The sequence below is a fragment of the Streptomyces broussonetiae genome, from assembly GCF_009796285.1.
GTDB lineage: Bacteria > Actinomycetota > Actinomycetes > Streptomycetales > Streptomycetaceae > Streptomyces > Streptomyces broussonetiae.
In genome coordinates this window covers 5,481,406-5,504,643 of the sequence record NZ_CP047020.1, presented here as the reverse complement: position 1 = coordinate 5,504,643, position 23,238 = coordinate 5,481,406, and the positions used below count along the sequence as shown (strand labels likewise).

Below are 23,238 nucleotides of genomic sequence, written 5' to 3'. Positions count from 1 at the left end.
CACCCATTGTTGCAGCCCGGTCCCACGGGAAAGGCCGGGGCTTCCTGCGTGCCGCCGCGTCCTCCACCCAGCCGGGTTCGGGGGCGTTCGGGCAGAGGTGCTCCGGTCGAGCCCCGTCAGCGGCTCCGGTACACCAGCCGGCCGCCCAGTACGGTCGCCACGCAGGTCACCGCGCCGCGCTCCTTCAGGGCCGACTCGTCGGGCACGTCGAACACGGCCAGGTCGGCCCGGCCGCCGACGGTCAGGGGGCCGTGGACCGTGCCGGCGAGGTCGTGCCCCTCGGCGAACGGGTCGAGGTCGGGACGCTCGCCCAGCAGCATGCCGGGGGCACCCCGGACACCGACGACGGCCAGCCCGGACCGGGCGACGGCCGTGGCCACCAGCGGATCGGCGAAGCGTGCCCCCGGGGACGCGACCGCCGTCGTGCCGTACCGCAGCATCCGCTGCACACCGCGCCGGACACTGCCCGCCCAGCGGGTCTCGGTGAGGTCGCCCAGGGCGGTCAACCGCTCGCCCCACAGCGGCAGTTCGCCCAGCTCGTCGGCTTCGCGCGGGTCGGGGTGGTAACAGCGGCGCAGCAGCCACAGCGCGTGCCACTGGCGCAGGCCCGGTGTGAGCACACCCGGCCACCGCCGCACCCTGGCTTCCGGCGCCGCGGCGACGGCCACCTCGTACGGCCCGACGGCCGTGATCCGGTCGCCGTCCACCACGACGGCCCCGTCCGCGACGGGTGCCGCGCCCACCGGGAGTACCAGCGGGGCGGCGTGAATCGTCAGCACCGGCCGCTCAGTTGGACGTCAGCAGCTTCAGCTCGGGGTGGGCGGTGCCGCCCTCGATGGCCGTGGAGGAGATGTGGGAGACGACGCGGTCGTCGACGGGGTCGTTCGCCGGGTCGTCGTGCACGACGAGGTGCTCGTACGTCGTGGCGCGCTGCGCCGGGACGCGGCCCGCCTTGCGGATCAGGTCGATGATCTCCAGACGGTTGGAACGGTGCCTGGCACCGGCCGAGGAGACCACGTTCTCCTCCAGCATGATCGAGCCCAGGTCGTCCGCGCCGTAGTGCAGCGACAGCTGGCCGACCTCCTTGCCCGTGGTCAGCCACGAGCCCTGGATGTGCCGGACGTTGTCCAGGAACAGCCGGGCGATCGCGATCATCCGCAGGTACTCGAACAGCGTCGCCTGCGTACGGCCCTTGAGGTGGTTGTTCTCGGGCTGGTACGTGTACGGGATGAACGCCCGGAAACCGCCCGTGCGGTCCTGCACGTCCCGGATCATCCGCAGGTGCTCGATCCGCTCCGCGTTCGTCTCGCCGGTGCCCATCAGCATCGTGGAGGTCGACTCCACGCCCAGCCGGTGCGCGGCCTCCATGATCTCCAGCCAGCGCTCACCGGACTCCTTCAGCGGCGCGATCGCCTTGCGGGGCCGCTCGGGGAGCAACTCCGCGCCGGCGCCCGCGAAGGAATCGAGACCGGCCTCGTGGATCCGGGTGATGGCCTCCTCGACCGACACCCCGCTGATCCGGGCCATGTGCTCGACCTCGGACGCGCCCAGCGAGTGGATCACCAGCTGCGGGAAGGCGTCCTTGATGGCCTTGAAGTGCTTCTCGTAGTACTCCACGCCGTAGTCCGGGTGGTGGCCGCCCTGGAACATGATCTGGGTACCGCCCAGCTCGACCGTCTCCGCGCACCGGCGCAGGATGTCGTCCAGATCGCGGGTCCAGCCCTTCGCGGTGTCCTTGGGCGCCGCGTAGAAGGCACAGAACTTGCACGCCGTGACACACACGTTCGTGTAGTTGATGTTCCGCTCGATGATGTACGTCGCGATGTGCTCGCTGCCCGCGTACAGACGACGGCGCACCGCGTCCGCCGCCGCGCCCAGCGCATGCAACGGCGCGTCCCGGTAGAGGACGAGGGCTTCCTCGGGCGTGATGCGTCCGCCCGCTGCGGCACGGTCGAGCACGGCTGTGACATCAAAAGAGACGAGGTCGGCCTTCTCGGTCACCGGGCTCCCTTTCCTCAAGGGGTGTGGACGGACCGAACCAGCCTACGCCAGGCGTTTCGCCCGGCGGACGTCAGGCCGCGTGCGCACCGAGCAGCAGCCCGAGGAGGGCACCGGACAGCAGGAACGGACCGAACGGGATCGCCGATCTGCGCCCGGCCCGCCGGGTCAGCACCAGCGCTGCGCCGTACAGCGCGCCCAGCAGGAAACCGGCGAAGGCACCGAACAGCACGGTGGACCAGCCGTACCAGCCGAGTACGGCGCCCATGCCGACCGCCAGTTTCACATCGCCGAAGCCCATGCCGGCCGGGTTGATGCGGTACAGCGCGTAGTAGCCGGCGCCGAGCGCGAGGGCGCCGTAGAGCGCGGTGGGCCAGTGGCCGGCATGGCCGGGCAGCAGGGCGGCGAGGCCCAGCAGGGCGAGGGCGGCAGGGGCGAGCGGCAGGGTCAGTGGGTCGGGCAGCCGCCGCACCCGGACGTCCACCACGGCCAGCAGCACCCCGACGGGCGCGAGCAGCAGCCAGACCGCCAGTTCGGGACGGGCGCCGGTGGCGGCGCCGAGCACGGCACAGGTCAGGGCGGTGGCGAGCACGGCAGGCAGGAGCCCGGCACGCTGTCCCGCTCCCCCGCACGCGCCGCATCCGGTACGGCCGACCCAGCCCCGGACCGGGTGGCCGGCCGGGCACCGCTCCCGCCAGGGCTCGCCGGACGGTACGGCGAAACGGTAGGCGGCGCGGGGCAGCAGGGCCCCGGCCGGCCCGCCCCACAGCGCGGCGAGCGCCGCCGAGTCCACCGCGCTCACCCGGTCACGCTCCCCACCCCCGTCGACGCCCCTGACGGACGTGACGCACGCATCGCACCATGCCGGGTCCCTACCCCGCTCGGACGGCCGGCATGGCGTGGATCCCCGGCCCGCACCACCCACGCCACCCACGCCACGCGGACGAGGGCAGGGTGCCCGGTTCCGCTACGGCGTCAGCAGCTCCACCTTCACGTCCGCCGGGAAACCGGTCGACGGGCCGACCCGGCGGGCGAACTCGGCCACGGCCGTCAGCTGCGAGGCGCCGAAGCTGAAGTCGAGAGTGGTGAAGTACTGCGCCAGGGTCGCCTCGTCGAAGGTCTCCCAGCGGGCCGCCTGTTCGGCGACCTTGGTGACCTCCTCGAGGGAGACGTTGCGGGAGTCGAGGAAGGCCTCATGGACCTTGCGGGTGATGTGGGGTTCACGCTCGAGGTAGTCCCGGCGGGCGGCCCAGACCGCGAAGACGAACGGCAGGCCGGTCCACTCCTTCCACATCTGGCCGAGGTCGTGCACGGTGAGGCCGTAGCGCGGGCCGTCGTGCAGGTTGGCGCGCAGTGCCGCGTCCCCGATCAGCACGGCCGCCTCGGCCTCCTGCATCATCAGGCTGAGGTCGGGCGGGCAGGTGTAGTAGTCGGGCTGGACGCCGTAGCGCTCGGCGAGCAGGAGCTGGGCGAGCCGGACCGAGGTGCGCGAGGTCGAGCCGAGGGCGACCCGGGCGCCGTCCAGGCGGTCCAGGGGGACCTGCGAGACGATCACACAGGACATGACGGGGCCGTCGCAGCCGACGGCGATGTCGGGGAAGGCGACGAGGTCGTCGGCGTGCTTCAGATACTCGACGAGGGTGATGGGCCCGATGTCGAGGTCGCCGCGCACCAGCTTCTCGTTGAGCTTGTCGGGGGTGTCCTTGGTCAGCTCGAGGTCGAGGAGCGTGCCGGTTCGTGCGAGCCCCCAGTAAAGGGGCAGGCAGTTCAGGAACTGGATGTGGCCGACGCGCGGCCGGGTGCGGGAATTGTCCACATCGCGACAGTAGACCCCGTGCGGTACGGTGCTGAGACCGACCCACCCGTCGAACGGACCAGCAGAGGTTCAAACATCCGGGTGAAGTGATCTTGACCTCTATTGCATTCGGCTGCCTGCATGCTAGGCTCGCCGCAAGTTGCAGTTTGGTTTCCCTTGCAGTACAGAGCCTGCGGAGCATGTGACCGCGGGCTCTCGTCGTTTTCAGACGAATGCAGTTGTGCAGCACCGTTTCGCACGTGCAGGTTCTGGAGCAGGGCAACCCTTTTGAGCCCAAGGAGGGCTTATGGCTACCGGAACCGTTAAGTGGTTCAACGCCGAAAAGGGCTTTGGCTTCATCGCCCAGGAGGGCGGCGGCCCCGACGTCTTCGTTCACTACTCCGCGATCAACGCGCAGGGCTTCCGCTCGCTCGAGGAGAACCAGCAGGTCTCCTTCGACGTGACGCAGGGCCCGAAGGGTCCGCAGGCGGAGAACGTCACCCCCGTCTGATCACTGCCTGATCGCAGAACCTGAGTGCAGTACCCAAGGAGTCCCGCGCCGCAAGGCGACGGGACTCCTGCCTTTTCCGGCCGCAGCGCCGGCCGTGGGGTCCACCGTGGCGCCCGGTGAATTCCTGACGAATTCCCTACGTGTGCTGCATGATCAGAACGAACGTCGTGTCCGGTGCCAACGCCTGGTAGGAGTGGGCGACATCCCCCCGGTACGTCATGTAATCGCCGGGAGCCAGCTCGGCCTCTTCTCCGGAAGGGCCCGCCTTCACCCGCCCCGTGCCGACGATCAGATGCTCCACCGTGCCCGGGATGTGCGGCTCCGCCTCGCGGGCCGAACCCGGTTCCGCGCGGATCTGGAAGATGTCCCGCCGGGCCCCGGGCGGGCACGCCGACAGCAGCGTGCCGACGAAGCTGGCCTGTTCGGAGGCGACGCCCGGGCCCTCGCCGGCGCGGATCACCTGGACGCTCTGCGTCGGCGGCTCCACCAGCGTGCCGAACGGGACGCCCAGCGCGACGCCCAGCGCCCAGATCGTCTCCACGCTCGGGTTCCCGCTCCCGGCCTCCAGCTGGGACAGCGTGGACTTGGCGATCCCCGCGCGCTTGGCCAGTTCGGACAGGGACAGCCCGGCACGGGCGCGCTCGCGCTTGAGGGACGCGGCGATCCACTCCATCGGGAGCCGGTCGGGGGTCCGGGCGGGCGACTCGGTCATGATCGTTCGCTCCATCAGTACGATCGTTCGCCTTGACGAACAAGGGGTGTGCTGTCCATTGTAGGAAACATGCGTTCGGTACAACGAACATCGGGGGAACCCGGCACGCCCGACGACCGCGGCGGCGCCCGCGCCGGCGACCGTGCCGGCGCGCGCTCCTTCGGCCGGTCCCCCGACCGGTCCCTGCTCCGCGACAGCTCGCTCGTCTGGCTGGCCAGCGGCATCGTCGGCGTCTCCTTCGGCGCCGTCTCCGTCGCGGGCGGCCTGCCGCTGTGGGTGCCGGTACTGATGTCCCTGGTGGTGTACGCCGGCTCGGCCCAGTTCAGCGCGGTCGGTGTGCTGCTCGCCGGGGGCGGTCCGTTCGCGGCCGTGGCCACCGGGCTGCTGCTCAACACCCGCACGGCCGCGTTCAGCCTGGCCGTGGCGGAGATCCTCGGCACGGGCCGCGCGGCCCGCTTCCTGGGCGCGCACCTCGTCACGGACGAGACGGTCGCCTTCGCCCTCGCCCAGAGTGATCCGGTACGGCAGCGGCGGGCGTTCTGGATCTCGGGGCTCGGGCTGTTCGCCGTGTGGAACATCGGCGTACTGGCCGGAGCGCTGGCGGGCGGAGCGCTCGGTGACACCGCGCGCTACGGGCTGGACGCCGCCTTCCCGGCCGTCCTGGTGGCCCTGGTCCTGCCCGCGCTGCGCGCGGACGCGAGGGTACGGCGCTGCGCCCTGCTCGGCGCCGCCCTCGCCCTGGCGATCACGCCCGCCGTGCCGGCCGGGGTGCCGGTGCTGCTGGCGCTGGCCGGACTGTTCCTCCATCGCCGTCCGGCCCGGAAGGAGGCTGCCGTATGAACACCACGGTCGTCGTGATCCTGGCGCTCGCCGCCGGCACGTACGCCTTCCGGCTGGTGGGGCCGGTGCTGCATGGCCGGGTGACGGTCCCGCCGCGCATGCAGGAGCTGGCCTCGGCCGGGGCGGTGGTCCTGCTCGTCGCCCTGCTGGCCACGGGGGCGCTGACCGAGGGCGGCGGCTTCGCGGGGTGGGCCCGGCCGGCCGGGGTGCTGGTGGCGGGCCTGCTGGCGTGGCGGAGAGCACCGTTCGTCGTGGTGGTCGTGGGGGCGGCTGCGACGACGGCGCTGCTGCGGGTGGCCGGGGTCGCCTGACCTCTGCCCGCCCACCCGGCCAAGCCTGTCGACGACCGGGCAGGTTGACGGCCCGGCAGGTTGTCAGTGGGCCCCACTACGGTCCCTGCTCATGACCGACACCCAGGACTTCCTGACCTCCACGCGCACCTTCTACGACGCCATCGCCGACGACTACGCCGACCATTTCCAGGGGGAGTTGACGCACCGGCCGCTGGAGCGCACCCTGCTCGGGCTGTATGCCGAGCTGGTGGGGCCGGGCGGCGCGGTGGCCGACCTCGGCTGCGGTCCCGGCCGGACCACCGCGCGGCTCGCCTCGCTCGGACTCGACGTCTTCGGGCTCGACCTGTCCGCGTCCATGCTGGCGGTCGCCCGGCGCGAGAACCCCGGACTGCGGTTCGAGCAGGGCTCGATGCTGGAACTCGACCTGCCGGACGGCGCGCTCGCCGGGGTTCTGTCCTGGTACTCGTCGATCCACACCCCGACGGATCAACTCCCGGCTCTCTTCGCGGAGTTCCACCGGGTCCTCGCCCCCGGCGGCCTGCTGCTGCTCGCGTTCCAGGCCGGCCGGGAGCCGCTGCGCCTGGAGCGCCCCTTCGGCCACCCGGTGACCCTGGACTTCCTGCGCCGCCGCCCCGACGACATGGCCGAGCTGCTCACGGCCGCCGGCTTCACCCTCGTGTCCCGCACGGTCCGCGAGCCGGAGGAGCGCCTAGCCGAGAAGGTTCCCCAGGCCTTCCTGTTCGCCCGGAAAGCCGCCTAGCAGGGAGTCCGCGAAAGCCCGGGCCGGCGGGCTGAGCGCGTCCCAGCGGCGCACTGCCCAGCCGACCGGGAGCGGTCGCAGTCCCGGGAGCGGGATCAGGCGCAGGGGGCCCTCGCCGGGGACGGGCAGGCCGGGCACGGCGGGGACGACCGCCCGGCCCGCGCCCAGTTCGGCCAGCAGCAGCGCGGTGTCCCAGTCGGCCACCGAGGCGTCGTAGCCGAAGCGGACGCCCGACTCGGCGCAGGCGGCGTCCAGATGGGCGGCGGAGGCGGAGTTCGGCGGCAGCCGGATGAGCGGGACGTCGGCCAGGTCGCCGGGGTCCAGCCGGGACCGCGCGGCCAGCGGGTCGTCGGCCGGGACGGCGAGCACCCACGGCAGCTCGACCACGGCCCGCTGCTCGATGCCCCGCACCGGCGGGCCGAGGGTGATCCAGGCGAGGTCGAGGGTGCCGTCGGCGAGCGCGTCGAAGGTGCCCCGGCCCGAACTGACGGTCCGGAACTCCAGGTTGACCTTGGGATGGCGGCGGCGGAAGGCCACGACCGCGTCGGACATGAAGTGCCGCACGGTGGTGGCGCCGGTGGCCACGCGGACGTGCCCGCTGTGTCCGTCGAGCAGATCGCGCAGCTGCCGTACGGCGAGATCGAGCCCGGAGATGCCCTCGGCCGCCGCGGCCTCCAGGATCCGCCCGGCCTGCGTCGGCACGACCCCGCGCGGCTGGCGCTCCAGCAGGGTCACCGCGGTCTCCCGTTCCAGCCGCTTCACGTGCTGGCTGACGGCGGACTGGGTACAGCCGAGGTCACGGGCGACCGCGCTGAGGCTGCCCGCGCGGCACACGGCCACGAACACACGCAGGTCGTCGAGAGTCACAACACCCAAGCTAGCACTTGGGTTTGTTGAGGAAACCCAAGGATTGACTGGGCTCGAAGCCCGTACGAGGATCCATGGCGGGCCGCAACCGACCCAGGCGGCAACCCGCTCCCGCATCACGCCATGCGTCCGGACCGAGGCGTGAACCGGGCGAGGAGCGGGTGCCGACCCTTCGGCACACCGGCCGGTCAGCCCCCGTACAGCCCCTCCACCTCCGGTGCGAAGTCCCGCATGATCTGCTCGCGGCGCAGCTTCATCGAGGGGGTGAGGTGGCCCTCGTACTCGGTGAAGTCCCTCGGCAGTACGGCGAAACGGCGGATGGACTCGGGGCGCGAGACCAGTTTGTTGGCCTCGTCCATCGCGCGTTGCAGCACCGCTTCCAACTCCGGGTCCCCGACCAGCAGTTCCGGTGGCACCGGGTGCTTGCCGATCATCTGGCGCCAGTGGGTGACGCCATCGGGGTCGAGGGTGATCAGCGCGGAGACGAACGGACGGCCGTCGCCGACCAGCATGACCTGGGAGATCAGCGGGTGCTGGCGCAGCCAGTTCTCCAGCGGGGCCGGAGCCACCGACTTGCCGCCCGCCGTGATCAGCAGCTCCTTCTTGCGGCCGGTGATGGTGAGGTAGCCCTCGTCGTCCAGCTCGCCGATGTCGCCGGTCGCCAGCCAGCCGTCGCGGGTCGCGGGCACGACACCGCCGGCCTGCGGATCCCAGTAGCCGCGCAGGACGTGGTCGCCTGCGACGAGGATCTCGCCGTCGGCGGCGATCCGCACCCGGGTGCCGGGCAGCGGCCAGCCGACCGTGCCGAGGCGCGGCTTGAGCGGCGGGGTGACGGTCGTGGCGGCGGTGGTCTCGGTCAGCCCGTACCCCTCGAAGATCTCGATGCCGGCGCCTGCGTAGAACGCGGCGAGGCGCCGGCCGAGCGGGGAGCCGCCGCAGATGACGTGCCGGACGCGACCGCCCATGGCGGAGCGGATCTTGCGGTAGACGAGCGGGTCGTAGAAGCCGCGGGCCGTCTTCAGCGAGCGGCTCGGGCCGGCGCCGGCGCCGGTCTGCCGGGCTTCCAGCGCCTCGCCGTAGCGCAGGGCGACGGCCTCCGCCCGGTCGAAGACGGCGACCCGGCCGCCCGACTCGGCCTTCGCGCGGGCCGAGTTGTAGACCTTCTCCAGCATGTACGGAATGGTCAGCAGCGCGGTCGGCCGGAAGGCCGCCAGGTCCGGCAGCAGGTCGTCGGCGGCGAGGCTCGGGGCGTGCCCGAGGCGCACGCGGGCCCGCACGCAGGCGATGGCGACCATGCGCCCGAACACATGGGACATCGGCAGGAACAGCAGCACCGACGGGCTCTCGTCCTGCGCCTTGAAGACCGGGTGGAGCAGCTCGATGGCGTTGTCGACCTCGGCGAAGAAGTTGCCGTGCGACAGGGCGCAGCCCTTGGGGCGGCCGGTGGTGCCGGAGGTGTAGATGAGTGTGGCGAGGGTGGCCGGGCCCAGCATGCCGCGCCGAACGGCGACTTCACCGTCCGGCACCTGCACGCCCGCTTCCGCCAGCCGGGTCACGTGCTCCTTGTCCATCACCCACACATGGCGCAGGTCGGGCAGGTGCTGCAGCTCGGGTCCGATGGCGGCGGCCTCGGCGGCGGTCTCGGTGATCAGGGCGACGGCGCCGGAGTCGTGCAGGATCCAGCGGGTCTGGAAGACGGAGGACGTCGGATAGACGGGCACGGTGACGAGCCCGGCCGCCCAGGCGGCGAAGTCCAGCAGCGTCCATTCGTAGCGCGTGCGGGCCATGACGGCGATGCGGTCGCCCGATACCAGCCCCTCGGCGATCAGCCCCTTGGCCACCGCGAGCACCTGCGCTGCGAAGTCCGCGGCCGTCACGTCCGCCCAACGGCCGTCGGGCAGACGGCGGCTGAGCACGACGGAGGCCGGGGCGCTCTCGGCGTTCTCGAACGGCAGGTCCGCGAGGGAGCCATGGGTGACCGCCGGCGCGAACGGCGGTACGTGCACCTCCCGTACGACGCCGTCCAGCCGCTGCACCCAGGGTTCCACGAGGACCGGGCGGCCGTCGTAGTCGGTGGCGGAGACGGGCGCGGCGGAGGAGACGGGGGCGTTCGGGAACGGGCTGGACACGGGCGGCTCCTCTTGCGTGCGGCGGCGCGCTGCCGACTGCATGACGTACGTGCCTCACACGCCGACGCGTTCACCGGCGGCAGGCCGCAGAAGGGGGTTACCGACGGTCAGGCCAGGTGATCGTACGGGCCCACCGTGAGGGCCTTGTGTGGGTTCGGGAATGGTCCGGGGCCGGGGATGTGCAACCTCGTGGGTTTTATGACAGGGGCTCACGTTAGGTGGGTCACAACCCCTCCCTCCACCGTGTGACGTAGACTTACCGCCGGTAACCTTACTTCAGGGTAAGCAGCGGGGGCAGGCCATGGACGTCACAGGATCCGTCGCCCTCACCGGCGCGCCCGCGCTCGCACCCCTGCTGGCCCGCGGCGCCCTGCGCTCGCCGTTCAAGCATCCCAGCGCCGACGCGCCGTTCCCGCGCACCCGGCTGGTACTGCCCGGACTCCGCGTCGACCTGGCACGCCTGGCCGCCTACGAGCGGGTGTGCGGCTTCCCCACCGGCGAGACCGCCCTGCCCGTGACCTACCCGCACGTCCTGGGCTTCCCGCTGGCCATGCGGCTGATGAGCGCCCGCGACTTCCCGCTGCCGCTGCTGGGCCTGGTGCACACCTCGATCGGCATCGTCCGCCGCACCGCCCTGCCCGCCACCGCCGTCTACACCCTCGCCGTGCGCGTCGTGGGCCTGGCCCCGCACCGGCGCGGCACCGAGGCCACGGTGGTGACCGAACTGGTCCTGGGGGACGAGCCCGCCTGGGAGTCCCGCAGTACCTACCTCGCCCGGCACCGCACCGAAGGCACCGGCGAACCAGGGCAGGAGCACCGCCGGGAAGCACCCCTCCCGCTGCCCGTGCTGGCCGAGTGGCGGCTCGCCGGGGACGTCGGCCGGCGTTACGGCGCGGCCTCGGGCGACCGCAACCCCATCCACCTGCACCCGCTCGCCGCCCGCCTCTTCGGCTTCCCACGGGCCATCGCACACGGCATGTGGACGGTGGCCCGCTGCCTGGCCGCCCACGGCACCCCCGGCGCAGCCCTGGTCCGGGCCCGGTTCCAGGCACCCCTGCTGCTGCCGGGGACGGTGGCGTACGGCGCGGACGGCTCCGGCCGCTTCGAACTGCGCGGCGGCGGCGACCGGCTGCACATGACCGGCGAGGTACGTCCGCTGCCCGACGACACCCACCGACCGAATCCCTGGTGAACACCCGGCGCATCAAGATTCCTCGGACGGGCGTCCGTTGCCGGTGGCGCCTGTGGCGCGTGGAGGCATGCGGACGGTGGTCCGGCGGGCCGCCGGGCGAGGAGGGGAAGAGGCTGTAGGGGTGGGACGGACGCGGGTTGCACCCGCACTGCGAAAGCGGGGAGCCGCGGGCCGGGCGCCGTAGGCGGTTCCCGCCGTTGCCGGGCGCTGGTGGATCACGGCCGGTCGCACCCACGCGGCGCAGCCGCACAGCGATACGGCCCCGCGCCCCTCAGGCGTCCTGCTCCGACGGAGTCCAGTGGTGGCCCTGCATCAGGTTCCCCAGCCCCGCCCATGCGAAGTTCATCAGCGTGGCCGCCGCCTGCCGGGCCGTGACCCCCGGCGTGGCGTTGGCCCACGCGGCCAGGGACTCCGCCGCTCCCACCAGGGCCTGCGCCAGACCCGCGACCTCGTCCTCCGTCAGGTCGGGGTCGTGGTGGGCCTCGCGGGCGGCCACCGCGACCAGCCGGTTCACGAACGCGACGATCTCCGCGCGCATCGCCGCGACCTCGGCCGCGAAGGGCTCGCCGTGTGTACGGGCCTGCAGGTGCAGCACGGACCAGGCGTCGGGGTGCTCGGAGGTGTGCGCGAAGAAGGCCAGCAGGCCGTCCCACAGCTGGCGGTCGGCGGGCAGCTCCGTGCGCACCCCGGCACGCACCGCCTCGCTCAGCGCGGCGGCCTCCCGCCGGATGCAGGCGGTGAAGAGGTCTTCCTTGGAGTTCAGGTACAGATAGACCAACGGCTTGGAGACGCCCGCGAGTTCGGCTATCTCGTCCATCGAGGCGGCCATGTAGCCGCGCCGGCCGAAGATCTGCACGGCGGCGTCGAGCATCTGCTGCTCCCGCACCGCGCGCGGCATCCGCTTGGTCCTCGCCCCACCCATGGGGGCAAGACTAGTTGGACGCGGCGGCCTCGCCCTGCGCCCGGGCGGTGTCGTCGGCGATGTCCTCCTGGCTGCGGTTGGCCTCCAGGTTGGCCTTCATCCGGTCGACCCTGCCCACGATCTGCACCGAGGCCCGCTCACGCTCCCGGCGCAGCACCACCCAGCTGATCGGCGCCGACAGCACCAGCGCGAGCAGCAGCACCCAGAGGAAGTTGGAGTCGCCGAAACCGCGCGGGAAGATGCCGGAGTAGACGGCTCCCCAGACGACCACGAGGCAGCCGGCGAAGACGCCGAGGCGCATCAGCGTGTAGCGGAGCATCTCAATCCACTCGTCCGATTCCAAAAGGGTCAGCGTCCAGTGAAGCACGGGCGGGAGGAGATCTTGAAGGGGGGTCAGTCCAGTGGCCGCAGCATGATCACGTCATCGCGGTCGTCGCCGGGCGCGACCCGGATGGCGCCGGGTATCCGGCCGACCTCCTTGTAGCCGCAGGAGCCGTAGAACCGCTCCAGGCCGAGGCCGCCCCGGCAGGTGAGGCGGATCGCCCCGATGCCGTCGAAGGTGCGGGCGGCGTCCTCGGCGGCCGCCAGCAGGTCACGGCCGTACCCCTGGCCCTGGTGCCGGGGGTGGACCATCACCGTGTACAGCCACACCCAGTGCTTCTGGAGCCGGTGCGTGATGTGGGCGAAGAACGCGGTCGCGGCCGGCGCGCCCGTCTCGTCGCACCCGAGGAGCAGCCGGTGCCGGCCCTCGGCCATGGCCACGAGGTGCGTCACCAGGTCCGCCCGGACGTCCTCCCGGGTCACGGGCGGTACGAAGCCCACGGCGCCGCCCGCGTTCGAGACGTCCGTCCACAGGTCCAGGATGCCGTCGCGCAGCGCCGGGCTGATGGCCGGGTCCAGCGTAAAGGTAAGTGGCATGACGGCACCCTATCCATTACCCGAAGGTGCCGTCCGCCGTCAGCCGGCCGCCGGCCCTCAGACCCGCATGGGCTGCGGGGAGTCGCGGCGGGCCGGGTCGGGGCCGTCGTACTCGCGGATGATCTCGTAGCGCGTGTTGCGCTCCACCGGACGGAAACCGGCGTCCCGGATCAGGTCCAGCAGGTCCTCGCGGGTCAGCTTGTTCGGGGTGCCGTAGTTGTCCGCGTCATGCGTGATCTTGTACTCGACGACCGAGCCGTCCATGTCGTCCGCACCGTGCTGCAGCGCCAGCTGCGCGGTCTGCACACCGTGCATCACCCAGAACACCTTGACGTGCGGGACGTTGTCGAAGAGGAGACGGGAGACCGCGAACGTCCTGAGCGCCTCCGCACCCGTCGCCATCTGCGTACGCGCCTGAAGACGGTTACGGACCTTGCCGTCCTTCATGTCCACGAAGTCGTGCTGGTAACGCAGCGGGATGAAGACCTGGAAGCCGTTCGTCTCGTCCTGCAGCTCCCGCAGCCGCAGCACGTGGTCCACCCGGTGCCTCGGCTCCTCGATGTGCCCGTAGAGCATCGTGCACGGGGTCCTGAGACCCTTCTCGTGCGCCAGGCGGTGGATCCGCGACCAGTCCTCCCAGTGCGTGGCATGGTCCACGATGTGCTGCCGGACCTCCCAGTCGAAGATCTCCGCACCACCGCCGGTCAACGACTCCAGACCCGCGTCGATCAGCTCGTCCAGGATCTCCGACGCCGACAGCCCCGAGATCGACTCGAAGTGGTGGATCTCCGTGGCCGTGAACGCCTTGAGCGACACCTGCGGCAACGCGGCCTTCAGCTCCCGCAGCGAACGCGGGTAGTAACGCCACGGCAGGTTCGGATGCAGACCGTTGACGATGTGCAGCTCGGTCAGGCTCTCCGACTCCATCGCCCGGGCGAGCTTGACGGCCTCCTCGATCCGCATCGTGTACGCGTCCTTCTCACCCGGCTTGCGCTGGAACGAGCAGTACGCACACGAGGCCGTGCACACGTTCGTCATGTTCAGATGCCGGTTGACGTTGAAGTGGACGACGTCACCGTTCTTCCGCGTCCGCACCTCGTGCGCCAGACCACCCAGCCACGCCAGATCGTCCGACTCGTACAGCGCGATGCCGTCCTCACGGGTCAGCCGCTCACCGGAACGGACCTTCTCCTCCAGCTCGCGCTTGAGCCCGACGTCCATGCCCACACCTTTCTACGACAGCTCCCCCACGGTATCCCTAGACCTCTTCGGGCAGCTCTCCGACCCGGTTCTCCCACTTCGTGGAGAGCACGATGGTGGTGCGGGTCCGGGAGACGCCCTTGGTCCCGCTGAGCCGACGGATGGTCCGCTCCAGGCCGTCGACGTCCGATGAGCGCACCTTGAGCATGTAGGAGTCGTCACCGGCGATGAACCAGCAGTCCTCGATCTCCGGCAGGTCCCGCAGCCGCTGGGCGACGTCCTCGTGGTCGGCGGCGTCGGAGAGCGAGATGCCGATCAGCGCGGTGACGCCGAGGCCGAGGGAGGCCGCGTTCACCGTGGCGCGATAGCCGGTGATCACGCCGGCCGCCTCCAGCCGGTTGATGCGGTCGGTGACGCTGGGTCCCGACAGCCCGACGAGGCGCCCCAGCTCCGCGTACGAGGCCCGGCCGTTCTCCCTCAGGGCCTGGATGAGCTGCCTGTCCACCGCGTCCATGCGATCGAAGCCTTCCGCTGAAGAGTTCCTGAGTGATGAGAGGTACTGCGACCTGCCCGGCAGGTCCGCCGTCTGCTGCCGATCCGTCAGTCCACTGCCCCGCCGCCCAGCTCGCCGCGCCACCGCCGGTACAGGCCGTGCTCGACGCCCGCCGCGTCCAGCACCCGCCCGGCGACGAAGTCCACCAGATCCTGGATGTGGGTGGCGCCCGCGTAGAAGGCGGGCGAGGCCGGTACGACGGTGGCCCCGGCGTCGTCCAGCGCCACGAGATGACGCAGCGTCTGGCCGTTCAGCGGGGCCTCCCGTACGGCCACGACCAGCGTGCGGCGTTCCTTGAGGGTGACGCTCGCCGTGCGCTGGAGCAGGTCCTTGGACAGTCCGAGCGCCACACCCGCCACGCAGGCCGTGGAGGCGGGCACGATGAGCATGCCCTTTGCCGGGTACGACCCCGAGGACGGCCCGGCGGCGAGGTCCCCCGCGCTCCAGTGCCGCACCCCGCCGAGGTCCACGTCGAAGGTCCCCGGCTTGCCGTCGGCCCCCCGGGTCAGCCATTCGCGCAGGTCGTCCTGCCAGTGCGCGTCCCGGAACGAGATCCCCGTCTCGTCCAGCAGCGTCAGCCGCGAGGCCCGGCTGACGACCAGGTCGACCGCCTCCCCCGCCGCCAGCAGCGCCCGCAGCACGGCCGCCGCATAGGGCGTCCCGGAAGCTCCGGACACCCCCACGATCCAAGGCTCGCGCTGCGTTTCTCCTGCGTTCACACCTTGAGCGTACCGGTGGGTCGGGGAGTGTTCAGGACGGGCCGGACACCTCGGGGTCCCCGGCGGGCCGGCCCGCGGCGACCTGCGCACTCGATGGCAGGTCGCACCGTGGTCAGGCGGTCAGGCCCCGAACCAGCAGATCCAGCAGGGCACACACGAACAGGGCAATGCCGATGAAGCCGTTGACCGAGAAGAACGCCCTGTTCAGGCGGGACAGGTCATGGGGGCGGACGATGCGGTGCTCGTAGAGGAAGGCACCCGCGACGATCACCAGGCCCAGCCAGAAGAAGGCGCCCGCGTGGGTGGCCAGGGCGTACCAGACGAACAGGGCCGTCGTGATGGTGTGGCACACCCGCGCGCCCCAGATCGCGGCCGGGATGCCGAAGCGGGCCGGGACCGACAGCACGCCGATCCGGCGGTCGGTCTCGACGTCCTGGCAGGCGTAGATCAGGTCGAAGCCACCGATCCAGACGCCGACCGCGAGACCGAGGATCACCGCGTCCCAGGACCAGGAGCCCGAGATGGCGAGCCAGCCGCCGATCGGGCCCATGGACTGGGCGAGGCCGAGGATGGCCTGCGGGAAGTTCGTGAACCGCTTCCCGTAGGGGTAGACCACCATCGGGATCACCGCGACGGGGGCGAGGGCCAGGCACAGGGGGTTCAGCAGGGCCGCCGCGCCGAGGAAGACCACCAAGGCGATCAGGGCACCCGTCCAGGCGTGCCGGACCGACATCGCGCCGGTCACCAGCTCGCGGTGCGCGGTGCGCGGGTTACGGGCGTCGATCTCGCGGTCGATGATCCGGTTGACCGCCATCGCGAACGTGCGCAGGCCGACCATGCAGATCGTGACCAGCAGCAGCCGGCCCCAGTGGATGTTCTTGTCCCACTGGTACATCGCCGTCAAAGACGCGATGTAGGCGAAGGGCAGCGCGAAGATCGAGTGCTCGATCATCACCAGCCGCAGGAAGGCCTTCGTGCGTCCCGGCTGAGGGATCGCGGCAGAGGCGCTGCTCACAGGCCGTACTCCTTCCAGCGGCGGTCGACCAGCGCCGCCGTATCCGGGTCCGACAGGACCATGTCGGGCCAGCCCCCGTCTCGGGTGTAGCCCTCCTCCGGCCATTTCCTCGTCGCGTCGATCCCCGCCTTGCCGCCCCAGAACTGCTGGTAGGAGGCGTGGTCGAGGTGGTCGACGGGGCCTTCCACGACCGTGAGGTCACGGGCGTAGTCGGTGTTGCCGAGGGCGCGCCAGGCGACCTCGTGCAGATCGTGGACGTCGCAGTCGGAGTCCACGACCACGATCAGCTTGGTGAGGGACATCATGTGGGCCCCCCAGATCGCGTGCATCACCTTCTGCGCGTGCTTGGGGTACTTCTTGTCGATCGAGACGATCGCGCAGTTGTGGAAGCCGCCGGCCTCGGGCAGGTGGTAGTCCACGATGTCCGGCACGATGATCTTCAGCAGCGGGAGGAAGAAGCGTTCCGTCGCCCGGCCCAGCGGGCCGTCCTCCGTCGGCGGGCGGCCGACCACGATCGACTGCAGCAGCGGGCGCTTGCGCATCGTCACGCAGTCGATCTTGAGCGCGGGGAACGGCTCCTGCGGGGTGTAGAAGCCGGTGTGGTCGCCGAAGGGGCCCTCGGGCAGCATCTCGCCCGGCTCCAGCCAGCCCTCCAGGACGACCTCGGCGTTCGCGGGCACCTGGAGCGGCACCGTCTTGCAGTCGACCATCTCGATCCGCTTGCCCGCGATGAACCCGGCGAAGAGGTACTCGTCGATGTCGCCGGGCAGCGGGGCGGTGGAGGCGTACGTCACGGCGGGCGGACAGCCGAAGGCGATGGCGACGGGCAGTCGCTCCCCGCGCCGCGCGGCGACCTGGTAGTGGTTGCGGCTGTCCTTGTGGATCTGCCAGTGCATGCCGATGGTGCGCTTGTCGTGGCGCTGCAGGCGGTACAGCCCGAGGTTGCGGATGCCGCTCTCGGGGTCCTTGGTGTGGGTCAGGCCCAGGTTGAAGAAGGAGCCGCCGTCCTTGGGCCAGGTGAACAGGGCCGGAAGACGGTCCAGATCCACCTCGTCGCCATGCAGGACGACCTCCTGCACCGGAGCCTCTTTGATCTTCCTCGGCGGGACATGGGCCATCGCGCCGAGCTTGCCGAAGGCCTCGCGCACACCGACGAAGCCGTGCGGCAGTTCGGGGCGCAGCAGGCCGCCGATCTTCTCGGAGATCTCGCCGTACGACTTCAGGCCCAGCGCCTTGAGCAGGCGGCGGTCGGTGCCGAAGACGTTCATCGCGAGGGGCATCGCCGAGCCCTTGACGTTCTCGAAGAGCAGCGCCGGGCCGCCGGACTTCTGCACCCGGTCGACGATCTCTCCGACTTCCAGACAGGGGTCCACCTCGGCCTTGATGCGCTTGAGGTCTCCCTCGCGCTCCAGCGCCCGCAGCAGGGAGCGAAGATCGTCGTAAGCCATGCGTCCCAGTATCCGGCACGGGGGCCTGAGGCCGGTTCACCGGGGGCGCCGTGCAGTTCTCCGCGCCGCTTGGGACGCTTGCGGTCCAGCCCGCTAATCTGGCTCGGTCGTCGGGGTCGTCTCAGTGTCGTCGGGGGATCGCACCATGCTCAGGTATCTGCCGTTCCTGCTGGTCCTGGCGTTGTGGATCTATGCCTTCGTGGACTGCCTGAACACCCCCGAGGAAGAGGTGCGCCATCTGCCGAAGGTGGTGTGGGTGATCATCATCCTGCTCTTCGGCGAGGTGCTGGTGGGACCGGTGGCCTGGCTGATCACCGGCCGGGTGCGGCGGTCGGTCTCCGGCGGGGCGGCGCCCTTCGAGCGGCAGCGGGACACGGCCGCGCGGTGGATCGCGCCCGACGACAACCCCGAGTTCCTCAAGTCCCTCGACAAGGACGACCCCAAGGGCGGGTGACTGCCCCACAAGGACTTGCCATCCCCCAACTGACCTGTGGTTAATGGTCGTTGCGAGCCACGAGTAATCACCTGACCTCTGGGGGACACAGACATGCAGCCGGCCCAGGAGCCGCGGACCTCACCACCCTCCGCTCCACCACCCGCTCCGCCCGCGCCACCCGCCCCGCCCGCCTCCGCGCCGTACATGCCGGACGTGCCCGCGCCACCCCGGCAGCCGGCCCCCGTCGCCGTCGAGCTGCGGGTCAGCAAGCGGATCCTGTGGATCGGCGCGGCGGTGTACCCGCTGCACAACATCGCCCGCGTCTACACCTTCGTGATGCGTCCCAAGCGCAAGGAGGCGGTGCTGCGGTACCTGCGCAACACCGTCGGACTGCTGATCATCGGGCTCCTCGCGATGCTGCCCGGTCTGCTCGCGGGTACCGGCGGCGGGGAGAACTCCGGCGCGGCCGGATACGTCGCATTCGTCTGGACCGCGGTCGTCGGCCTCGAGATCTACTTCCTCGTCGAACTGTTCTCGGTCCTGCTGGCCTCCGACCACCACGTCCTTGCGATCGAGACCTCGGGCGCTTCCACGGCACTGGTGACCAGCCGGAACCCGCAGTATCTGGACCAGGTCGTCGGCCAGATCTCGTACGCCATCGACCATCCGGACGTCGAGTTCAAGGTGACGGTGGAGAGCCTGAGCTTCTCGCCCAAGAACTACTACTTCGGCGACAACGTCAACATGTACGGCGGCAGCGGAAACGTGGGGATCAGCGGATGACGAGCAACTACTACTACGGCGACAACGTGAACATGCACGGCGGCCGGGGCAACACGGGCATCGTCAAGAACTACGCGGCCGCCGGCCCCGGACAGCAGGACCCTGCGCTGGTCGCGGCCCTCGCCGAACTGAACCGGCTGGTCGGCGAGTTGCGCGCCCAGGTGGCGGCGCCCGACGCCCAGCTGCTGGACGACTCGCTGCCCGCCCTCAGCCCCGACGCCGACGTGCCCGCTCAGCAGCGGCGGGGCGCACTGATGGCGATCGCCGGGATCGCGAGCACCGTCGGCGCGGTCGGCCGGCCGGTCGCCGAGGCGGTGCGCGCGATCGTCGGCATGATCAGCGGCTAGCGGTCCTCACGAGGCCGGGGTCACGTCCTCGCCCAGCTCTGCGAGGACGCTCCCGACGCGCAGTTCGCCTCGGCCACGCCGCCACCGAAGGCGAGGTCGAGGCAGCCGCCGTCGAAGACCGTGCGCAGAAAGCCGCCGGAGCCCGCCGTCCACCGCAGATTGCTGCCGCCCTGCGCACAGTCGCCGACGAACACGGCCTGGCCGTTGCCGTTGGCGCTCAGGCAGGCGCCGGTCGAGACGTTGACGACCTTGACGCCGCCGCCGGCGGCACTGCGGAAGGTCCAGCGGGCGGTCGGGGCCGAGCAGGAGCCGAGGCCCGTGGAGCCGTAGACCTGGGTCAGGCACTTGCCGTTCTCGCCGTTCTGCAGGTGGAAGGACCCCGAGCCGGACCCGCCACTCCCGCCGCCCGGACCGCCCGAGCCGCTGGACCCACCGGAGCCGCCGGATCCACCGGGACTGCCGCCGGAGCTGCTCGAACCGCCCGGTCCGGAACCGGAGCCGCCGCTGCCCGTGGCACCGGTCGCCCCGCCCGAGGCGGAGCCGTGCGTCCCGGTCCGGTGTTCGCGGTCGCCCGCCGGTGGCTGTCCGGCATCGAGGACGTGGACCTGGCCGAGGCCACGGTGGGCCTGCCGGACAGGATCTGGCAGCCGGTCAGCGCAGAGCCGAAGTGAACGCGACCCAGGCGGAACGGGGGATCATCAGCACCGGGCCGTCGGGGCTCTTGCTGTCACGGACGGGGACGAGGGTGGATGTGAACCCGGGGGCGAATTCGAGGCAGTCGCCGCCGTTCGCTCCGCTGTAGCTGCTCTTGACCCAGGTCGCCGCGCTCAGCTCGTGGCTGTACATGATGTGCGTACCCTTCCATCAAGTCCCTGATCAGAGCGGCAGATTCGGGGGCCGACAGCACGTCCGCCCTCAGCACATCATAGGTCTGGGCATGGCGCGCGAGGACGGCCGGCTGGTTGCTGAAGTGGCCCAGATCCAGCGACTCCGAGTACACCCACCGCCGGCCGTCGGGCAGCTCGATCAACGTCAGGGAGGTGTCGGGGCGGTCGATATCGGGGCGATCCAACGGGGCCACCTGGACACGGAGGTTGGGAAGGCGGCCCACGCTCAGCAGATGTGCGCACTGGTCCCGCATGATCATCGAGCTTCCCACCATGTGGCGCAGGCAGGTCTCGTCCAGTACGACGACGTAAAGCGGGCCGTCATCGGCGTAGAAGCGCCGCTGACGACTCAGACGCGCGCGGACTCGCTCCTCGACATCATCCGGACTCGGGAGTCGGCGAGCGAAGAGCGCAGCGGCATAGTCGGGTGTCTGCAGTAACCCCGGCATCACCTGCGTCTGGTACGCCCGCACCGCGATGGCTTCCTCATCCATCTCCGCCCTGCGCTCGAACCAGTCCGGATGCTCCACCTGTCCGTACCAATCAATCTTCCCCCACAACCTCCCCAACGCCCCGCCCGTGCCCAGCACTTCGTCGCATCCCTTGGCGAACGCCTCCGCCGGCACCCGCCTCCCCGCCTCCACCTTGGCCACCAAGGACCGGTCGCAGTGGAGTTGCCTGGCCAGCCCTTCCTGCGTGAGCAGCGCGACCTCGCGGTAATGGCGGAGCATCTCCCCGAAAAGCACGGCATTGGTGGTCATGGGCCGTCGTCCCCCTCTGCGTCGATACCGATGTCCTCCTGCCACAACACCGGGTTGGCCTCGATGAACCCACGCATCAGCGCCACGCACTCCGGGTCGTCCAGCACAACGACCTCCACACCGTGCCCGGCGAGCCAGTCGTGGGCGCCGTGGAAGGTGGCGGCCTCCCCGATCACCACCCGTGGGATGCCGAACTGGCGGACCAGACCGGAGCAGTACCAGCACGGCGAGAGCGTGGTCACCATGGTCGTACCGGCGTAGGTGCGCCGTCGGCCCGCCGCGCGGAACGCCGCCGTCTCCGCGTGCAGGGTGGGGTCGCCGTCCTGGACCCGGCGGTTGCGGCCCTTCCCCAGGAGGGTGCCGTCGGGGCCGTAGAGCGCGGCGCCGACCGGGACACCGCCCTCGGCGAGTCCGGCTCGGGCCTCGGCGACTGCGGTGGCGAGCCAGCCACCGACCTGCTCCCTGTCCATGCCACCAGTGTCGCCCCGGTCACCCTCGGTTAATCAATTCGCCGTTCACCCCACCACCCGATCCGCTGAAATGCCCCGGACACGCATGTCCCCGCCCCGCCTCTCGGCATTGCCTTGAAGGGGGCCCACAACCAGGGCCCCCTTCTGTGATGGGAGACGCGTGCGAATCACTGACATCCAGCGCTGCGAGGTCCGGCCGGGACGGCTCGTCGAATGGACGCTGAGCCCGGCGACCGTCGCGGCGGCGACGGCGCTCCCGGAGGACACCCGGCCCCCCGCCTACATCCAGGAGTCGCACATCCGGACGGCCAAGGGTGTCCGGGAGGACGGGCTGTTCGTGCCGACCTGGCTCGGGACCGCCTTCGACATCCCGGGGCGGGTCGACCTCGATGCGCTCCAGGAGGCGCTGCGCGCCTGGACCGTCCGGCACGAGACGCTGCGCAGCGGCTTCCGCTGGGCCGGTGACGAGCTGCGCCGCTTCACCCTCGACGCCGACGACGTGTCGCTGCACCGGGAGGATGCCGGCGACTTCCCGGACGCCGACCGGCTCGTGAAGCACCTGCAGGGGCGCTTCGACTCCGTCGCGGACGCGCTGCGCTGGCCCAACCTCATCTACACCGCCGTCGTACGGCCCGACGGGGCCAGCGTGTACCTGGCCTTCGACCACAGCAACGTCGACGCCTACTCCCTGCACCGCATCCCCGCCGAGGTGCACGAGCTGTACACGGCGGGCCTGGCCGGTGCCGAGCCCGCCTCCGCCGGACCGGTCGCCAGTTACGTCGACTTCTGCGAGATCGAGCGGGCGGACGCCGACGGCATCGACGCCCGGCACGCGATCGTCGACCGCTGGCGCGAGTTCATCCACCGCTGCGACGGCGTGCTGCCGGGCTTCCCCGTCGATCTGGGGGTGGAGCCGGGCGGGCCGCTGCCGCGCCAGCGGATGCTGTGCGAGCCGCTGGCGGACGCGGCCGGGGCGGCGGCGTTCGAGGCGTACTGCCGGCCCTACGGCGGCAGCCAGGTCGGCCTGCTGGCCGCGACCGGGCTGATCGTGCACGAGCTGGGCGGGCAGTCGGTGTACCGGACGGTGGTGCCGTTCCACACCCGGGTGAAGTCGCGGTGGAGCGACTCGGTGGGCTGGTACGTCGGCGGCGCCCCGATCGAGGTGCCGGTCGGCCCTACGACGGAGTTCCGGGACGTCATGCGGGCGGTGCGCGACGAGCTGCGCGCCGGCCGGCCGCTGTCCAGGATGCCGCTGGCCCGGGTGCTGAGCCTGCTCGGCGCGGACTTCCGGCCGACCTCGCCGGACCTGTACTCGATCGTCTCCTACTGCGACGCCCGCACCATCCTGGGCGCCGAGCACTGGGCCGAACAGCGGGCGCACGGACTGATCCGGGTGTCCTACGGCGACCAGGTGTGCGTATGGGTGAACCGGCTGCACGAGGGGCTGTGGCTGGCCAGCCGGTACCCGGACACGGACGTGGCGGCGAAGAACCTGCGGCTGTACGTGGAGCGGCTGCGCGATCGGATCGCCTCCGTCGCCCAGGGCAGCCTCACTGCGGTCTCCTGACCCGGAACAGACATCGCCGCTTTTCGTAACCCAACGGACACCACTGGCCCTGGCCCGAAGCAACTCCCCCTTCTTACACTGCTGTTGAGGGGGCGGTCGTTGAGGGGGGCGATCG

At 71.2% G+C, this 23,238-nt stretch carries 27 protein-coding genes and 2 pseudogenes; 10 read left to right on the top strand and 19 right to left on the bottom strand.

Going from position 1 to position 23,238, the window contains the following annotated elements; translation table 11 throughout:
* Window positions 1–116 precede the first annotated feature (116 nt).
* The 4 genes from GQF42_RS25495 to GQF42_RS25480 all read right to left on the bottom strand — a co-directional run bounded on the left by GQF42_RS25495 (window position 117) and on the right by GQF42_RS25480 (window position 3,814).
* Window positions 117–779, bottom strand: coding sequence for an imidazolonepropionase-like domain-containing protein (locus GQF42_RS25495; protein ID WP_158923599.1), 663 nt, complete (start codon window positions 777–779; stop codon window positions 117–119).
* Between the two features lie 7 nt (window positions 780–786).
* Window positions 787–2,001, bottom strand: coding sequence for a cyclic dehypoxanthinyl futalosine synthase (mqnC, locus tag GQF42_RS25490; protein WP_158923597.1), 1,215 nt, complete (start codon window positions 1,999–2,001; stop codon window positions 787–789).
* A 70-nt stretch (window positions 2,002–2,071) separates the two neighbouring features.
* On the bottom strand, window positions 2,072–2,800 hold the full coding sequence (locus tag GQF42_RS25485) for a prepilin peptidase (protein WP_158923595.1): 729 nt from the start codon (window positions 2,798–2,800) through the stop codon (window positions 2,072–2,074).
* A gap of 165 nt (window positions 2,801–2,965) precedes the next feature.
* A complete protein-coding gene (locus GQF42_RS25480; protein ID WP_158923594.1) occupies window positions 2,966–3,814 on the bottom strand; it encodes a menaquinone biosynthetic enzyme MqnA/MqnD family protein in 849 nt (282 codons plus the stop codon).
* Window positions 3,815–4,100: 286 nt separating this feature from the next.
* Between GQF42_RS25480 and GQF42_RS25475 the strand changes: the two genes are divergently transcribed.
* Window positions 4,101–4,304, top strand: a complete 204-nt coding sequence (locus GQF42_RS25475) for a cold-shock protein (protein WP_003974443.1) — start codon at window positions 4,101–4,103, stop codon at window positions 4,302–4,304.
* 136 nt (window positions 4,305–4,440) lie between these two features.
* Here GQF42_RS25475 and GQF42_RS25470 read toward each other — a convergent pair whose 3' ends face one another.
* A complete protein-coding gene (locus GQF42_RS25470) occupies window positions 4,441–5,016 on the bottom strand; it encodes a helix-turn-helix domain-containing protein (protein ID WP_158923592.1) in 576 nt (191 codons plus the stop codon).
* 69 nt (window positions 5,017–5,085) lie between these two features.
* Between GQF42_RS25470 and GQF42_RS25465 the strand changes: the two genes are divergently transcribed.
* The 3 genes from GQF42_RS25465 (at window position 5,086) to GQF42_RS25455 (ending at window position 6,909) form a co-directional block, all read left to right on the top strand.
* A complete protein-coding gene (locus GQF42_RS25465; protein ID WP_233273461.1) occupies window positions 5,086–5,856 on the top strand; it encodes an AzlC family ABC transporter permease in 771 nt (256 codons plus the stop codon).
* Entirely contained in the window at window positions 5,853–6,167 is a 315-nt protein-coding gene (locus tag GQF42_RS25460; RefSeq protein WP_158923590.1) for an AzlD domain-containing protein, read from the top strand. The genes GQF42_RS25465 and GQF42_RS25460 overlap by 4 nt, the downstream gene beginning before the upstream one ends.
* Before the next feature lie 91 nt (window positions 6,168–6,258).
* On the top strand, window positions 6,259–6,909 hold the full coding sequence (locus tag GQF42_RS25455; RefSeq protein ID WP_158923588.1) for a class I SAM-dependent methyltransferase: 651 nt from the start codon (window positions 6,259–6,261) through the stop codon (window positions 6,907–6,909).
* Here the strand turns inward: GQF42_RS25455 and GQF42_RS25450 are convergent.
* Both GQF42_RS25450 and GQF42_RS25445 read right to left on the bottom strand, forming a co-directional pair.
* The gene (locus tag GQF42_RS25450) at window positions 6,859–7,776 is read right to left on the bottom strand and encodes a LysR family transcriptional regulator (protein ID WP_199272794.1); all 918 of its coding nucleotides are present in this window, start codon (window positions 7,774–7,776) and stop codon (window positions 6,859–6,861) included. The two genes, GQF42_RS25455 and GQF42_RS25450, sit on opposite strands and share 51 nt — an antisense overlap.
* A gap of 188 nt (window positions 7,777–7,964) precedes the next feature.
* Window positions 7,965–9,824: an AMP-dependent synthetase/ligase gene (locus GQF42_RS25445; RefSeq protein ID WP_375994955.1), complete on the bottom strand. Its 1,860-nt coding sequence runs from the start codon at window positions 9,822–9,824 to the stop codon at window positions 7,965–7,967.
* 382 nt (window positions 9,825–10,206) lie between these two features.
* Between GQF42_RS25445 and GQF42_RS25440 the strand changes: the two genes are divergently transcribed.
* On the top strand, window positions 10,207–11,097 hold the full coding sequence (locus GQF42_RS25440; protein WP_158923584.1) for a MaoC family dehydratase: 891 nt from the start codon (window positions 10,207–10,209) through the stop codon (window positions 11,095–11,097).
* A 271-nt stretch (window positions 11,098–11,368) separates the two neighbouring features.
* On the opposite strand, the gene GQF42_RS25435 is transcribed toward GQF42_RS25440, so the two are convergent.
* The 8 genes from GQF42_RS25435 to GQF42_RS25400 form a co-directional block, all read right to left on the bottom strand.
* Window positions 11,369–12,019: a TetR/AcrR family transcriptional regulator gene (locus GQF42_RS25435; RefSeq protein ID WP_199272793.1), complete on the bottom strand. Its 651-nt coding sequence runs from the start codon at window positions 12,017–12,019 to the stop codon at window positions 11,369–11,371.
* A gap of 10 nt (window positions 12,020–12,029) precedes the next feature.
* Entirely contained in the window at window positions 12,030–12,338 is a 309-nt protein-coding gene (locus GQF42_RS25430) for a DUF4229 domain-containing protein (RefSeq protein ID WP_158930581.1), read from the bottom strand.
* A 74-nt stretch (window positions 12,339–12,412) separates the two neighbouring features.
* Window positions 12,413–12,937: a GNAT family N-acetyltransferase gene (locus GQF42_RS25425; RefSeq protein ID WP_158923582.1), complete on the bottom strand. Its 525-nt coding sequence runs from the start codon at window positions 12,935–12,937 to the stop codon at window positions 12,413–12,415.
* A gap of 57 nt (window positions 12,938–12,994) precedes the next feature.
* Window positions 12,995–14,158, bottom strand: a complete 1,164-nt coding sequence (mqnE, locus tag GQF42_RS25420) for an aminofutalosine synthase MqnE (RefSeq protein WP_158923580.1) — start codon at window positions 14,156–14,158, stop codon at window positions 12,995–12,997.
* A gap of 37 nt (window positions 14,159–14,195) precedes the next feature.
* A complete protein-coding gene (locus GQF42_RS25415) occupies window positions 14,196–14,651 on the bottom strand; it encodes an Lrp/AsnC family transcriptional regulator (protein ID WP_031166822.1) in 456 nt (151 codons plus the stop codon).
* A gap of 86 nt (window positions 14,652–14,737) precedes the next feature.
* Window positions 14,738–15,409, bottom strand: coding sequence for a UbiX family flavin prenyltransferase (locus GQF42_RS25410; RefSeq protein ID WP_158923578.1), 672 nt, complete (start codon window positions 15,407–15,409; stop codon window positions 14,738–14,740).
* Window positions 15,410–15,521: 112 nt separating this feature from the next.
* Window positions 15,522–16,424, bottom strand: coding sequence for a menaquinone biosynthesis prenyltransferase MqnP (gene mqnP, locus GQF42_RS25405; protein ID WP_158923576.1), 903 nt, complete (start codon window positions 16,422–16,424; stop codon window positions 15,522–15,524).
* Window positions 16,421–17,872: a menaquinone biosynthesis decarboxylase gene (locus GQF42_RS25400; protein ID WP_158923574.1), complete on the bottom strand. Its 1,452-nt coding sequence runs from the start codon at window positions 17,870–17,872 to the stop codon at window positions 16,421–16,423. The genes mqnP and GQF42_RS25400 overlap by 4 nt, the downstream gene beginning before the upstream one ends.
* A gap of 145 nt (window positions 17,873–18,017) precedes the next feature.
* Between GQF42_RS25400 and GQF42_RS25395 the strand changes: the two genes are divergently transcribed.
* The 3 genes from GQF42_RS25395 (at window position 18,018) to GQF42_RS25385 (ending at window position 19,438) form a co-directional block, all read left to right on the top strand.
* Window positions 18,018–18,326: a PLD nuclease N-terminal domain-containing protein gene (locus GQF42_RS25395; RefSeq protein ID WP_158923572.1), complete on the top strand. Its 309-nt coding sequence runs from the start codon at window positions 18,018–18,020 to the stop codon at window positions 18,324–18,326.
* A gap of 186 nt (window positions 18,327–18,512) precedes the next feature.
* A complete protein-coding gene (locus GQF42_RS25390) occupies window positions 18,513–19,091 on the top strand; it encodes a DUF6232 family protein (protein ID WP_158930579.1) in 579 nt (192 codons plus the stop codon).
* On the top strand, window positions 19,088–19,438 hold the full coding sequence (locus tag GQF42_RS25385) for a hypothetical protein (protein WP_158923570.1): 351 nt from the start codon (window positions 19,088–19,090) through the stop codon (window positions 19,436–19,438). Before GQF42_RS25390 ends, GQF42_RS25385 begins: the two co-directional genes overlap by 4 nt.
* Before the next feature lie 20 nt (window positions 19,439–19,458).
* Here GQF42_RS25385 and GQF42_RS46070 read toward each other — a convergent pair.
* Window positions 19,459–19,812, bottom strand: a pseudogene (locus GQF42_RS46070) (RICIN domain-containing protein); the annotation flags it as partial.
* 168 nt (window positions 19,813–19,980) lie between these two features.
* Between GQF42_RS46070 and GQF42_RS46065 the strand changes: the two are divergent.
* Complete coding sequence (locus tag GQF42_RS46065) at window positions 19,981–20,109, top strand: hypothetical protein (protein WP_325100348.1); 129 nt, start codon at window positions 19,981–19,983, stop codon at window positions 20,107–20,109.
* Here the strand turns inward: GQF42_RS46065 and GQF42_RS46060 are convergent.
* From GQF42_RS46060 to GQF42_RS25365, 3 genes and pseudogenes are all read right to left on the bottom strand, one after another.
* A pseudogene (locus tag GQF42_RS46060) lies at window positions 20,090–20,200 on the bottom strand (DUF397 domain-containing protein); the annotation flags it as partial. The gene GQF42_RS46065 and the pseudogene GQF42_RS46060 sit on opposite strands and share 20 nt — an antisense overlap.
* On the bottom strand, window positions 20,166–21,086 hold the full coding sequence (locus GQF42_RS25370) for a helix-turn-helix domain-containing protein (protein WP_158923566.1): 921 nt from the start codon (window positions 21,084–21,086) through the stop codon (window positions 20,166–20,168). The gene GQF42_RS25370 and the pseudogene GQF42_RS46060, both read right to left, overlap by 35 nt.
* Window positions 21,083–21,556, bottom strand: coding sequence for a nucleoside deaminase (locus GQF42_RS25365; protein WP_158923564.1), 474 nt, complete (start codon window positions 21,554–21,556; stop codon window positions 21,083–21,085). The genes GQF42_RS25370 and GQF42_RS25365 overlap by 4 nt, the downstream gene beginning before the upstream one ends.
* Window positions 21,557–21,716: 160 nt before the next feature.
* Here GQF42_RS25365 and GQF42_RS25360 point away from each other — a divergent pair, with 160 nt between their 5' ends.
* Window positions 21,717–23,123, top strand: coding sequence for a condensation domain-containing protein (locus GQF42_RS25360; protein ID WP_158923562.1), 1,407 nt, complete (start codon window positions 21,717–21,719; stop codon window positions 23,121–23,123).
* Window positions 23,124–23,238: the final 115 nt, after the last annotated feature.